Source organism: Streptomyces sp. 2323.1 (genome assembly GCF_900221035.1).
Classification (GTDB): domain Bacteria; phylum Actinomycetota; class Actinomycetes; order Streptomycetales; family Streptomycetaceae; genus Streptomyces; species Streptomyces sioyaensis.
Genome location: NZ_LT907981.1, coordinates 3986271 through 3999858 on the forward strand (window position 1 = coordinate 3986271; position 13588 = coordinate 3999858).

The window sequence follows — 13588 nt, forward strand, 5'->3', positions numbered from 1 at the left end:
AATCCTCCAACGGCTGCGAGGCTGAACCCCGCGGCCAACAGTCCGGTGCGGCTCACCGATCGCATGGCCCTCTCCTCGGTATGAGGTGTCTCCACATGGATGCGTGCCATACCCGAACGCATCGTAACCACCCTTTACGGGCACGGGTACCGCAAGAGAGCAAAGGGCGGGCCGTGTTCCGGTATGGACTCCGGAACACGGCCCGCCCAGGGCCGAGGGGTCAGCTCACTCTTCTTCGTGGCTCTCCTCGGCCAGTGTCTGGCCCAGAACGCGTCCCTCACCAGGGGCGAGGGTGCCAAGGATGCGCTCCAGATCATCCATCGAGGCGAACTCGACGACGATCTTCCCCTTCTTCTGCCCCAGATCGACCTTCACCCGGGTCTCGAAGCGGTCGGACAGCCGGGAGGCAAGACCTGTGAGCGCGGGGGACACCCGGGTACCCGCACGGGGCCCCTTGGCCTTGCTCGCACTCTGGGGGGCCGTCCCCATCAGTGTCACGATCTCTTCGACCGAACGGACCGAGAGCCCCTCCGCAACAATGCGGCGAGCAAGGTGGTCCTGCTCTTCCGAGTCCTCCACGGACAGCAGCGCGCGGGCGTGACCCGCGGACAGCACACCGGCGGCAAGACGCTTCTGTACGGACGGCGAGAGCTTCAGGAGCCGCAGCGTGTTGGAGACCTGCGGACGCGAACGCCCGATCCGGTCGGCCAGCTCGTCATGGGTGCACTTGAAGTCCTTGAGCAACTGGTCGTACGCAGCCGCCTCTTCCAACGGATTGAGCTGTGCCCGGTGGAGGTTCTCCAGCAGGGCGTCGAGCAGCAGCTTCTCGTCGTCGGTGGCCCGCACGATCGCGGGGATCTTCTCCAGGCCGGCCTCACGGCACGCCCGCCAGCGACGCTCGCCCATGATGAGCTCGTACCGCCCCGGTCCCGTCTGTCGGACCACCACCGGCTGGAGCAGACCCACCTCCTTGATGGAGGTCACCAGCTCGGCAAGGGCGTCCTCGTCGAAGACCTCGCGCGGCTGGCGAGGGTTCGGCTTGATCGCATCCAGCGGCACCTCGGCAAAGTGCGCGCCGGATACCTCCGAGACGCCCGTCTCCGATGTCTCCCTCCCGGCCGGTGCTTCCGTTTCACGTGAAACACCGTGCGCCGGCAGCGAGGTCACCTTGGCGGCCGCTACTCCTCGCTCCGTGGTCAGGACCGGTACGGCGGACGGTGACGTCGCACCCTGCCCGGCGGTTCCGGCATGGTCCGTGCTCTGCGGTGCCGCGGGGATCAGCGCACCGAGCCCACGGCCCAGGCCTCTACGTCGTTCGCTCACTGCGTCCCCTCCGAGATGCTGTGCTGTGCTTCATAGTTCACGCTGAGGCCCTGGCCCCCGGTCTGCGGGACCCCACGCAATGCGATCTCCCGGGCCGCTTCGAGGTAGGAAAGCGAGCCGCTGGAGCCCGGGTCATAGGTGAGCACCGTCTGCCCGTAGCTGGGAGCCTCGGAGATGCGCACCGACCGGGGGATGCTCGTACGGAGCACCTCGTGGCCGAAGTGGCTGCGCACTTCATCGGCTACCTGAGAGGCCAGCCGGGTGCGCCCGTCGTACATGGTGAGCAGGATCGTCGAGACATGGAGCGCGGGGTTCAGATGTCCCCGCACCAGGTCGACATTCCGCAGCAGCTGGCCCAGCCCCTCAAGGGCGTAGTACTCGCACTGAATCGGGATCAGTACCTCGGCGCCGGCAACCAGAGCGTTGACCGTCAGCAGGCCGAGGGAGGGCGGGCAGTCGATGAAGATGTAGTCCAGCGGCTGTTCATACGCCTTGATGGCCCGGTCCAGCCGGCTCTCGCGTGCCACCAGCGAGACCAGCTCGATCTCCGCACCGGCCAGATCGATCGTGGCGGGCGCACAGAACAGGCCCTCCACATCCACGACCGGCTGCACCACATCGGAGAGCGGCTTGCTCTCCACCAGCACGTCATAGATGGACGGCACTTCGGAGTGATGGTCGATCCCCAGCGCCGTCGAGGCGTTGCCCTGGGGGTCAAGGTCGATCACCAGCACGCGTGCACCGTGCAGAGCCAAGGAGGCCGCCAAGTTCACCGTGGTCGTGGTCTTCCCGACCCCGCCCTTCTGGTTGGCAACCACCATGACCCGAGTCTGTTCAGGCCGGGGCAGCCCCTCACCCGCGCGGCCAAGTGCCTCCACCGCCAGCTGAGCTGCACGACCGATCGGGGTGTCGTCCATCGGGGGCGGCGTTTCACGTGAAACGTCGTCCCCGAACGACTCGCTACGGGGACCGGGGACCGGATCGGTCATCGGTCCCGCGATGTTGGCGTCGGACCGCAAGGATTCACTCTCCTCGACAGAGGGCTCGCAATGTTCAGAGCCTGCCATGCTTTCGGTGTCGTGAACCAGTGAGGTCCGTTCTCCTGTGGACGAACCCACTTCTGTGGATACTTCCGTGACCCTTGTGGGCCTGCGGTCGCGCGGCGCGGCGGCCGCACGACCACGGCCGATGATCCCTTGCAGCAGAGAACGACGTTTCACGTGAAACACGATGCCAGCGTCACGTCTGAATGAGCCGCGACACTCCGTCTTGTGTCGTTTTGATGGCATTTACGGAATTTGCCGATCCTCATTCACGGACCGGCAGACTCCGCGCCTCACTCAGTGCTGATCTGTATCACTCCGACATCAGCGTCGGCGACCCCTCGATACCCGGTTCGCCCGGGCCGCCTTCGCCCGCTTGGCCGCGAAGCGCACTCCGCCCGGGCTCTCGCCCACCTCGACCCGCACGACGGTCGAGGGCGGATCCACGATGCCCTCGCCGACATGCACCACCGAGGTCTCCACCACGCCGAGCTTGCTCAGCGCCGCCCGGGCACCCTTGAGCTCCTCCTCCGCGGCATCGCCCTTGAGCGCCAGCATCTCTCCGTAAGGACGCAGCAGCGGAACGCCCCAGCCGGCCAGCCGGTCGAGCGGAGCCACCGCGCGCGCCGTCACCACATGCACCTGCGGAAGCTTGCCCATGACCTCTTCGGCCCGGCCGCGCACGACCGTGACATGGTCCAGCCCCAGCAGCTCGACGACCTCCTGAAGGAAGTTCGTACGTCGCAGCAGCGGCTCCAGGAGCGTGATCTTCAGATCCGGGCGCACCAGGGCGAGCGGAATACCGGGCAGCCCCGCCCCCGAGCCCACATCACAGACCGTGACGCCCTCGGGCACCACCTCGGAGAGCACCGCGCAGTTCAACAGATGCCGCTCCCACAGGCGCGGCACCTCGCGCGGGCCGATGAGCCCTCGCGTCACGCCGGCGTCGGCGAGCAGTTCGCCGTACCGCACGGCCTCCGCAAAACGCTCGCCGAATACCTCCTCCGCCGCTTTCGGCGGAGGAGGGAGCTCCGCTGCTGCCTCCGTCACGGGAACCGCCCTTCCTTTGGACTGCTTTTCCTGCCGGGAACCCGGGTCAACCACCCGGGATAACACAGAACGCTGACAACTTTTGGCCCCGCCTGCGAGCAGACGGGGCCAAAGAAAAACGGGAGCGCTGAGCGGTCAGGCCGGGAGGACGACCACTCGGCGCTGCGGCTCCTCGCCCTCGGACTCGCTCCGGAGCCCGGCGGCGGCCACCGCGTCATGGACGACCTTGCGCTCGAAGGGCGTCATCGGGTCGAGCTTCACCGGCTCACCGGTGCCCTTGCACTCCTCGGCCGCCTTGGCACCGATCTCCGCAAGCTCCTCACGCTTACGCGCCCGGAAGCCGGCGATGTCCAGCATCAGACGGCTGCGGTCACCGGTCTCGCGGTGCACGGCCAGCCGGGTCAGCTCCTGCAGCGCCTCCAGCACCTCACCGTCGCGGCCCACGAGCTTCTGCAGGTCACGGCTGCTCGAGTCGCTGATGATCGACACTGCGGCACGGTCGGCCTCGACATCCATGTCGATGTCGCCGTCGAGGTCGGCGATGTCCAGCAGGCCCTCGAGATAGTCGGCCGCGATCTCGCCTTCCTGTTCCAGGCGAGTCAGGGTGTCGGTGCCCTCGGCGGCAGGGGTCGTGTCCGTCACGAAAGGGACTCCTTCTTACTTCTTCGACGGGTGCTTGGGCTGCTGGCCCTTGCGCTGTCCGGACTTGGTGGTGCGGGACCCGGAGGCGCCGCCCTTCTCCTTGCCGCCCTGCGCGTCCTTCTTCTCCAGCGACTGCTTCTTCCCGGCACCCTGACCGGAGCCCGCCGTGGCGGCATCCGCGTCACGCGCCGCAGATCCGGCACGCGTACGGTTCTGCGCACCGCCGGCCGGGGCGCCGCCGGTCTGCCGCTTGGCCTTCGTCTGGCGCTTGGGCTGCTGACGGTGCTGGCGCGCCTCCTCGGCGGCCTGCTTCGCCGCGACCTCGGCCGGGTCCTCGACGAGCTTGCCGGCGGCACGAAGCCGCTCCTGACGCTCGGCGAAGGCCTTGCTGCCCGGGGTCGGGTTACGACGGATGACGAACATCTGCTGGCCCATGGTCCACACGTTGGTGGTCAGCCAGTAGACGAGAACACCGACGGGGAAGTTGATACCGAAGACGGCGAACATGATGGGGAAGACGTACATCAGCATCTTCTGCTGCTGCATGAACGGCGTCTTCACCGTGAGGTCGACGTTCTTGGTCATCAGCTGGCGCTGCGTGTAGAACTGCGACGCAGACATCAGGACGATCATGATGATCGTGACCACGCGGACGTTGGTGACCGAAGCGCCGAGGCTCTCGATCTTGGCCGCGCTGTCCATGAACTTCGCCGCGAGCGGGGCACCGAAGATGTGCGCCTTCTGCGCGCTCTCCAGCAGCGACTGGTCGATGACGCCGACCGTCTTGTTCTGCGCGATGTGGCTCAGAACCTGGTACAGCGAGATGAAGAACGGCGACTGCGCCAGAATCGGGAGACAGCTCGAGAGCGGGTTGGTGCCCGTCTCCTTGTAGAGCTTCATCATCTCTTCGGACTGGCGCTGCTTGTCGCTCTTGTAGCGCTCCTGGATCGCCTTCATCTTCGGCTGGAGCGCCTGCATGTTCCGCGTCGACTTGATCTGCTTCACGAAGAGCGGGATCAGGCAGATACGGATCAGCACCACCAGCGAGACGATGGACAGACCCCACGCCGCGCCACTGTCCTTGTCAAAGATGAGGCTGTAGAACGAGTGGAACTGGACGATGATCCAGGAAACAGCGATATAGAGGGGACCGAGGATCGTGTCCACGAATCAGGCTCCTTGGGCGTTGGGCTGAGTCTCGGGCTGGGCGACAGGCTCAGGGACGGTGGGCCCGCCCAGGCGGCTCCTCAGCCGCTGATGCCAAACCGGACGCTTCCGGGGAGGGACGTGGTCGACGCCCCCGAGCGACCACGGATTGCACCGCAGGATGCGCCAGGCTGTCAGCGCAGTCCCTTTCACCGCGCCGTGCCGGTCGATGGCCGTGTAGCCATAGTGCGAGCACGACGGGTAGTACTTGCAGACCGGTCCCAGCAGGGGGCTGATGGTCCACTGATAAATCTTGATCAAAAGCAGCAGCGGGTACTTCACTGTGCGCTCCCTCCCGGGTCCCGTCCGGGGTTCCGGGGGCCCGCGGCGCAGCTGCCGCCGGTCGCAGCCCCCGGGGGATTGCAGCCTCTCGGCACCCCTCCCAGCAGCCGCTCCAGGGCGGCGTCCAGGTCGCGGGCCAGCTGATCGTGATCAGCATCACCCGCGCCGGGCAGGGCCCGTACGACAACCAGGCTACCGGCGGGCAGCCGGTCCAGCCGGTCGCGCACGAGATGGCGGAGCCTGCGCTTGACCTTGTTCCGGACGACAGCGATGCCAACTGCCTTGCTCACGACGAAACCCGCACGTGCCGGGGGAACACTTTCCCCCGACCCGTGCGGGTCCGTTGCACCGCTGCGAAGATGAACGACAAGGAGCGGGCGCCCGGCCCTGCGTCCCCGGCGTACCGCGGTCGCAAAGTCCTCGCGCCGCCTCAGCCGATGCTCGGTAGGCAGCACGTCATGGACCTAGGTTCAGGCTGCTCAGGCAGACAGACGGGCGCGACCCTTGCCACGGCGGGACGCGAGAATCGCGCGGCCGGCACGGGTCCGCATGCGCAGACGGAAGCCGTGGGTCTTCGCGCGGCGGCGGTTGTTCGGCTGGAAGGTGCGCTTGCTCACTCGGGGGCTCCAGGAATGCTTGTTGTCTCAAGGAGAGACAGATGTGGGGCGTCGACTGGCTGTCACCGTGCGCCCACGAGTAGCTCGCAACGCCTAAGTGCACCGCTACACGATCACTCGAGCGTGATCTTTGCCCATCGGAGGCAGGCGGCAGCAGCCATCGACAACTCGACCTGGTCACGGTACGCGCGGCTACGCCATCCGGTCAAACCGGCTCCTCGGCAGCTCCTGCCGGCCCCGCACCGGGACACACTATGCACAGCCTGTGGACAACAACTTGAATACCCAGGCCCGCCCTGACTACCGTGGCTGAACTCCGATTCCTTCCCGCCCGTCCTGAGAATCACACATTCGTGGGACTGTGAGAGAGCGTGCCCTGTGGCTGATGTCCCTGCCGATCTTGCCGCAGTGTGGCCGCGGGTACTCGATCATCTCCTTCGTGCGGAGGCCGACGGCCTCAAGCCCAAGGACCAGGACTGGCTCAAGCGCACCCAGCCGCTGGCGCTGGTCGCCGACACCGCACTGCTCGCCGTGCCCAATGAATTCGCCAAGGGCGTGCTCGAGGGCCGGCTGGCGCCACTGATCGGGGAGGCCCTCAGCCATGAGTGCGGCCGCCCGATCCGGATCGCGATCACCGTGGACGACTCCTCCGAGGAGCCCGCGGCACCGTCCGCGCCCGCCGCCCCCCAGCAGCACCAGCCGCCTCAGCAGCAGGCCCCGCACTCCCAGCAGTCGCACCAGCAGTCGCGTCAGTCGCCGCAGCATGAGCAGTACGACAGCTACGAGCCCCGGCACGACAGCCGGCAGGGTTACGGGCACCAGGGCGACGACCTGCCGGGCGTCCGGCCCGCCTATCCGGACTACCAGCAGCCCCGGCACGAGCCCGGCGGCTGGCCGCAGCACTCCCCCATGGGCGGCGGCCCCGGCCCGCGCGACGACTACGGCTGGCAGCAGCACCTGGGCGGCTACCCCGACCGCGATCCGTACGCCTCCCCGTCGTCCCATGTGGCGCAGCACCAGCAGCGGCAGAACGACTATCGCGGGCAGACGCCCGACCGCGGCGGGCCGTCACAGCACTCCGACGATCCACGCTCCCGCTACGACCAGCCGCGCCGCGATCTTTCCGAGCACCAGCCCGGCGGGCACAGCGGCCGCTCGGGCATTCCCGGCTCCGGCCCCGGCGCCGTGCTTCCGGCGCCCAGCGGTGCGCCCAGCCCGCTCGCTGCGCAGCCCGCGCCGGCGACCGGCCCCGGTGAGCCGACCGCGCGGCTGAACCCGAAGTACCTCTTCGACACCTTCGTCATCGGTGCCTCGAACCGCTTTGCGCACGCCGCCGCGGTCGCCGTCGCCGAGGCGCCGGCCAAGGCGTACAACCCCCTGTTCATCTACGGGGAGTCGGGGCTGGGCAAGACCCACCTGCTGCATGCGATCGGGCACTACGCACGGAGTCTGTATCCGGGCACCCGGGTGCGGTACGTGAGCTCGGAGGAGTTCACCAACGAGTTCATCAACTCCATCCGCGACGGCAAGGCGGACGCGTTCCGCAAGCGCTACCGCGACATGGACATCCTGCTGGTCGACGACATCCAGTTCCTGGCGAGCAAGGAGTCGACGCAGGAGGAGTTCTTCCACACCTTCAATACGCTGCACAACGCGAACAAGCAGATCGTGCTCTCCAGTGACCGGCCGCCCAAGCAGCTGGTCACCCTGGAGGACCGGCTGCGCAACCGCTTCGAGTGGGGTCTGATCACCGACGTCCAGCCGCCCGAGCTGGAGACCCGGATCGCGATCCTCCGCAAGAAGGCGGTCCAGGAGCAGCTGAACGCGCCGCCGGAGGTGCTGGAGTTCATCGCGTCACGGATCTCGCGCAACATCCGTGAGCTGGAGGGCGCGCTGATCCGCGTCACCGCGTTCGCCTCGCTCAACCGGCAGCCGGTGGACCTGGGGCTGACCGAGATCGTGCTGAAGGATCTGATCCCCGGGGGCGAGGACGCCGCGCCGGAGATCACCGCGACCGCGATCATGGCCTCGACGGCCGACTACTTCGGGCTGACCATCGACGATCTGTGCGGCTCCTCGCGCAGCCGGGTGCTGGTGACCGCCCGCCAGATCGCCATGTATCTGTGCCGCGAGCTGACCGATCTCTCGCTGCCGAAGATCGGCGCGCAGTTCGGCGGCCGGGACCATACGACCGTCATGCACGCCGACCGCAAGATCCGCGCGCTGATGGCCGAGCGGCGCTCGATCTACAACCAGGTCACCGAGCTGACCAACCGCATCAAGAACGGCTGAGGCCGGCGCCAGGGCCCGCCCCGGCCACCACAGGACGCCCAGGGCGCTCCGGGACCCGCTCCCGGAGCGCCCTTCGTCGTACCCGCTCTCCCGAGCCCGTTGCGAGCCGGTTCGGAGCCCGTCCCGAGCCGCCTCAGGGGTGCTTCCGCCGCGGATCGATCTGCCCCGCCGCCGTCCCAAACCTGTGGAGCGCGCCGGCCGTGTTCGAATCCCGGCCCGGTCACGGCCTCTCTCCACAGATTGGGCAACAAATTTCCTTCCACATCCTGGGGAGGGGAAAGTTATCCCTGTGGGATCCACAGGACGATGAGCTGACGGAGCATCGGGGGAGGTCAGCCGCGTGTGGATTTGTGGCCAACCGCCCTCCACAGGATGTGGACAGAGAATTCGTCCACAGGGGAGGTACGGTCTTGTCCACCGGCCGCCCACAGGCAAGCCACTGTTGTCCCCAGCTTCTCCACACCCCTGTCCACTGTTCGGCAACGCAACACCCGCTCTCACCGGGCCGAGTGAAAGCCGTCACACCAAGTTGGCTGGTTGGGCTGTGGGGAACCGGGGTAAAGCTGGGGATGGCACTGGGGAGAAGTAGCCGTCTCCTGTGCATCGGGTGTGCAGAACTTCTGGCGGTCCACAGCATCGCCGGCTTATCCACGGCCGCCGCCCACAGGAGCAGTGGACAAAAAATCCGTGTTGACCTGCGCAAAAGCAGTTGTCCACGGTTTCCACAGCCCCTACTACTACGACCACGGATATCTACCGGGGAACTCGTTCGGAAACGGGGCCTGTGCACAAGTTGGCCGCCGGGCGTCCGGCATCGGTCGATCCGACTTGACCCCGAGCCGCACCGACTGTCGGTGGCGTGCGTCAGACTGGTCTCCGGCAACTCAGCCGACGACGAAGGCCAGCAGGGCGAGAGCCAGCAACAGCAGGAGGCGGTTCCGGTGAAGATCCGGGTGGAGCGCGATGTACTCGCGGAGGCAGTGGCCTGGGCGGCCAAGAGCCTCCCGGCCCGTCCGCCGGTGCCCGTCCTCGCGGGCCTGCTGCTGAAGGCGGAGGACGGCGCGCTGAGCCTCTCCGGCTTCGACTACGAGGTCTCCGCACGGGTCTCGGTGGACGCAGAGGTGGAAGAGGAGGGCACGGTCCTCGTCTCCGGCCGGCTGCTCGCCGACATCTGCCGCGCCCTCCCCAACCGCCCGGTGGAGATTTCCACCGACGGTGTACGAGTGACCGTCGTCTGCGGCTCCTCGCGGTTCACCCTCCACACCCTTCCTGTGGAGGAGTACCCGGCGCTGCCCGCCATGCCCACCGCCACCGGCACCGTCCCCGGTGAGGTCTTCGCTGCGGCCGCCGCCCAGGTCGCCATCGCCGCCGGCCGTGACGACACCCTCCCGGTGCTCACCGGCGTACGGATCGAGATCGAGGGCGACACCGTCACCCTGGCCTCCACCGACCGCTACCGCTTCGCCGTGCGTGAGTTCCTGTGGAAGCCGGAGAGCCCGGACGCCTCCGCGGTCGCGCTGGTCCCGGCCAAGACCCTGCTGGACACCGCCAAGTCCCTGAGCAGTGGCGACACGGTCACGCTCGCGCTGTCCGGCTCCGGGCAGGGCGAGGGCCTGATCGGTTTCGAGGGCGCCGGACGGCGGACGACGACGCGTCTGCTGGAGGGCGACCTGCCGAAGTACCGCACGCTCTTCCCGACCGAGTTCAATTCCGTCGCCGTGATCGAGACCGCCCCGTTCGTCGAGGCCGTCAAGCGTGTGGCGCTGGTGGCCGAGCGGAACACCCCGGTCCGGCTGAGCTTCGAGCAGGGTGTGCTGATCCTGGAGGCCGGCTCCAGTGATGATGCACAGGCTGTGGAGAGGGTGGACGCGGATCTGGACGGCGACGACATCTCGATCGCCTTCAACCCCGGCTTCCTCCTGGAAGGCCTGTCGGCCATCGACTCCCCGGTGGCGCAGCTGTCCTTCACGACCTCGACCAAGCCCGCGCTGCTGAGCGGCCGGCCGGCCAAGGACGCCGAGGCGGACGACGCGTACAAGTACCTGATCATGCCGGTGCGGCTGTCGGGCTGACGGCCGTGCGTGCGACCCGCGGCGCTCAGCCGCCGTGGGTCGCCGGTGCCCTGGCCCCGCCCCGTGTGGCGACCGGCTGAAGGGCCCCTGATGAGCGGCTGAGCCCACAGGTGTGCACGGACCTGCGGGCGTAGGCTCGGACTCGGGTACGACAGCAACGACTACGTGCAAAGAGGGTCTCTGATGGAGCTCGGTCTCGTCGGTCTCGGCAAGATGGGCGGCAATATGCGCGAGCGCATTCGCCGCGCCGGCCACACCGTCATCGGATACGACCGCAACCCGGACCTGGCGGATGTCAACAGCCTGCAGGGGCTTGTGGACAAGCTCAAGGGTCCGCGGGTGGTCTGGGTGATGGTGCCGGCCGGTGCCGCCACCCAGTCCACGATCGACGAGCTGGCCGAGCTGCTGTCGCCGGGCGACATCGTCGTCGACGGCGGCAACTCCCGCTGGACCGACGACGAGAAGCACGCCGAGGAGCTGAAGGCCAAGGGCATCGGCTTCGTCGACTGCGGTGTCTCCGGCGGCGTCTGGGGCCTGGAGAACGGCTATGCGCTGATGTACGGCGGCGAGAAGGACGATGTCGCCACGGTGCAGCCGATCTTCGACGCCCTCAAGCCCGAGGGCGAATTCGGTGCGGTGCATGCGGGCAAGGTCGGCGCCGGCCACTTCGCCAAGATGGTCCACAACGGCATCGAGTACGCGATGATGCAGGCCTTCGCCGAGGGCTGGGAGCTGCTGGAGAAGGTCGACTCCGTCACGGACGTCCGCGAGATCTTCCGCTCCTGGCAGGAGGGCACGGTCATCCGTTCCTGGCTGCTCGACCTGGCCGTCAACGCCCTCGACGACGACGAGCACCTCGAGAAGCTGCGCGGCTTCGCCGCCGACTCCGGCGAGGGCCGCTGGACGGTCGAGGCCGCGATCGACAATGCCGTGCCGCTGCCCGCGATCACGGCCTCGCTCTTCGCCCGCTTCGCGTCCCGTCAGGACGACTCCCCGCAGATGAAGATGATCGCCGCGCTGCGCAACCAGTTCGGCGGCCACGCGGTCGAGAGCAAGAAGTAGCACGCAGCAGTTAGAAGCAGTACGAAACCGCAGGAACAGCCGGGGGAGGTCGGCGCTCAGTCATGCATGTCACGCATCTGTCCCTCGCCGACTTCCGCTCGTACGCCCGGGTCGAGGTTCCGCTCGAACCGGGCGTCACGGCTTTCGTGGGACCCAACGGACAGGGCAAGACCAATCTGGTCGAAGCGGTCGGCTATCTCGCCACGCTCGGCAGCCACCGGGTCTCCTCGGACGCGCCGTTGGTGCGGATGGGCGCCGAGCGAGCGGTCGTCCGGGCCGCGGTCGTTCAGGGCGACCGGCAGCAGCTGATCGAGCTGGAGCTCAATCCGGGCAAGGCGAACCGCGCCAGGATCAACAGGTCCTCGCAGGTCAAGCCGCGGGACGTGCTGGGGATCGTGCGCACGGTGCTGTTCGCGCCGGAGGACCTGGCGCTGGTCAAGGGCGATCCGGGGGAGCGGCGGCGCTTCCTGGACGAGCTGATCACCGCGCGTTCGCCGCGGATGGGCGGGGTGCGGGCCGACTACGACCGCGTGCTCAAGCAGCGCAACACCCTGCTGAAGACAGCCGCGCTGGCCCGCCGGCACGGTGGCCGGCAGATGGATCTGTCGACGCTGGACGTCTGGGACCAGCATCTGGCGCGGGCCGGTGCCGAGCTGCTGGCGCAGCGGCTCGATCTGATCGCCGCGCTGCAGCCGCTCGCGGACAAGGCCTACGAACAGCTGGCGCCGGGCGGCGGACCGCTGGCGCTGGAGTACCGCGGTTCCGCGGGCGAGGCGATGGCCGCCGCCGGGACCCGCGAGGAGCTGTACGGCGTGCTGCTGGCCGCGCTCGGCGAGGCCCGTAAGCAGGAGATCGAGCGCGGGGTGACGCTGGTCGGCCCGCACCGCGACGACCTGGTGCTCAAGCTGGGCCAGCTCCCGGCGAAGGGCTATGCCAGCCACGGCGAGTCCTGGTCGTATGCGCTGGCGCTGCGGCTGGCGTCGTACGACCTGCTGCGGGCCGAGGGCAATGAACCGGTGCTCGTCCTCGACGATGTCTTCGCCGAGCTGGACGCGCGGCGCCGCGAGCGGCTGGCGGAGCTGGTGGCGCCGGGCGAGCAGGTGCTGGTGACGGCGGCGGTGGAGGACGATGTGCCGGGGGTGCTGGCCGGGGCGCGCTACGCGGTGTCCGACGGCGCCGTGGAGAAGGTGACCCCGTGAGCGAGGAGCAGCCCGAGCGGCCCAAGGCCCCGGAGCTCTCCGGTGTGGATCTGGCCCGTCAGGCGCTGGTGGCCGCCAAGGAGCAGGCGCGGGCGCGGGGCGCGGCCGCGCAGCAGAAGAAGCAGGCCAGGCGCGGTGGGCTGCGGTCGGGCGCGCGGGCGGACGGCCGCGATCCGCTGCCGCTCGGTGCGGCGATCAACCGGCTGATCACGGAGCGCGGCTGGGAGACCCCGGCGGCGGTCGGCGGGGTGATGGGGCGCTGGCCGCAGCTGGTCGGGCCCGAGGTGGCGCAGCACTGCGAACCGCAGAAGTACGACGAGGACGCCCGGGTGCTGACCGTGCAGTGCGATTCGACGGCGTGGGCGACGCAGCTGCGGCTGCTGGCCCCGACGCTGGTGGCACGCCTCAACGAGGACCTGGGCCACGGCACCGTAAAGGTGATCAAGGTGCTGGGCCCCGGCGGTCCCGCCCGGCGCTACGGAGCGCTGCGGGCACCGGGAAGCAAGGGCCCCGGCGACACCTACGGCTGAGCCCCCGGCCCCGTGGGTGACGTGCGGCGGAACCCCTGCATACGGGTGAGGCGGGTGAGACTGCGCTCACGGTAGCCGCCGGTTGACAGCCGGAAGCGCTGAGTGCCCGTGTGAGCGTCCTGAGGCCCCTTCTCGGATATGGGGAGTCGGCGGACGCCAGTTCAGGGCGGCACATGACGACTCAGGTGCCTGCAAACCCCCATGAGTGTCGGCGCTACCGGTAGACTGGTGCCAATCCCGCCCACTCGCGGAACATGTCGAACGACGCAG

General features: G+C 68.4%; 12 protein-coding genes and 1 pseudogene. 5 read left to right on the forward strand and 8 right to left on the reverse strand.

The window, feature by feature from the left end:
* Positions 1-225 precede the first annotated feature (225 nt).
* From CPH93_RS16925 to rpmH, 8 genes and pseudogenes are all read right to left on the reverse strand, one after another.
* Positions 226-1323: a ParB/RepB/Spo0J family partition protein gene (locus CPH93_RS16925; RefSeq protein WP_093484168.1), complete on the reverse strand. Its 1098-nt coding sequence runs from the start codon at positions 1321-1323 to the stop codon at positions 226-228.
* Positions 1320-2390, reverse strand: a complete 1071-nt coding sequence (locus CPH93_RS16930; RefSeq protein WP_093484167.1) for an AAA family ATPase — start codon at positions 2388-2390, stop codon at positions 1320-1322. Before CPH93_RS16930 ends, CPH93_RS16925 begins: the two co-directional genes overlap by 4 nt.
* Before the next feature lie 300 nt (positions 2391-2690).
* Complete coding sequence (gene rsmG / locus CPH93_RS16935) at positions 2691-3416, reverse strand: 16S rRNA (guanine(527)-N(7))-methyltransferase RsmG (RefSeq protein ID WP_093484166.1); 726 nt, start codon at positions 3414-3416, stop codon at positions 2691-2693.
* 135 nt (positions 3417-3551) lie between these two features.
* A complete protein-coding gene (locus CPH93_RS16940; protein ID WP_006604421.1) occupies positions 3552-4058 on the reverse strand; it encodes a Jag family protein in 507 nt (168 codons plus the stop codon).
* 15 nt (positions 4059-4073) lie between these two features.
* Positions 4074-5225, reverse strand: a complete 1152-nt coding sequence (gene yidC / locus CPH93_RS16945) for a membrane protein insertase YidC (protein ID WP_093484165.1) — start codon at positions 5223-5225, stop codon at positions 4074-4076.
* Positions 5226-5228: 3 nt separating this feature from the next.
* Positions 5229-5546, reverse strand: coding sequence for a membrane protein insertion efficiency factor YidD (gene yidD, locus CPH93_RS16950; RefSeq protein WP_006604423.1), 318 nt, complete (start codon positions 5544-5546; stop codon positions 5229-5231).
* 86 nt (positions 5547-5632) lie between these two features.
* Positions 5633-6001 (reverse strand): annotated as a pseudogene (gene rnpA, locus CPH93_RS16955) (ribonuclease P protein component); the annotation flags it as partial.
* Between the two features lie 24 nt (positions 6002-6025).
* The gene (gene rpmH, locus CPH93_RS16960) at positions 6026-6163 is read right to left on the reverse strand and encodes a 50S ribosomal protein L34 (RefSeq protein WP_003949374.1); all 138 of its coding nucleotides are present in this window, start codon (positions 6161-6163) and stop codon (positions 6026-6028) included.
* Positions 6164-6541: 378 nt separating this feature from the next.
* Between rpmH and dnaA the strand changes: the two genes are divergently transcribed.
* From dnaA to CPH93_RS16990, 5 genes are all read left to right on the forward strand, one after another.
* Positions 6542-8455: a chromosomal replication initiator protein DnaA gene (dnaA, locus tag CPH93_RS16965; protein WP_093484163.1), complete on the forward strand. Its 1914-nt coding sequence runs from the start codon at positions 6542-6544 to the stop codon at positions 8453-8455.
* A 941-nt stretch (positions 8456-9396) separates the two neighbouring features.
* Complete coding sequence (dnaN, locus tag CPH93_RS16975; RefSeq protein ID WP_093488890.1) at positions 9397-10527, forward strand: DNA polymerase III subunit beta; 1131 nt, start codon at positions 9397-9399, stop codon at positions 10525-10527.
* Between the two features lie 183 nt (positions 10528-10710).
* Positions 10711-11589, forward strand: a complete 879-nt coding sequence (gene gnd / locus CPH93_RS16980; protein WP_096213339.1) for a phosphogluconate dehydrogenase (NAD(+)-dependent, decarboxylating) — start codon at positions 10711-10713, stop codon at positions 11587-11589.
* 62 nt (positions 11590-11651) lie between these two features.
* Positions 11652-12788 (forward strand): DNA replication/repair protein RecF, encoded by a 1137-nt coding sequence (gene recF, locus CPH93_RS16985; protein WP_096213340.1) that lies wholly within the window; start codon positions 11652-11654, stop codon positions 12786-12788.
* Entirely contained in the window at positions 12785-13318 is a 534-nt protein-coding gene (locus CPH93_RS16990) for a DUF721 domain-containing protein (protein ID WP_006604429.1), read from the forward strand. The genes recF and CPH93_RS16990 overlap by 4 nt, the downstream gene beginning before the upstream one ends.
* The last annotated feature ends 270 nt before the right edge of the window (positions 13319-13588 follow it).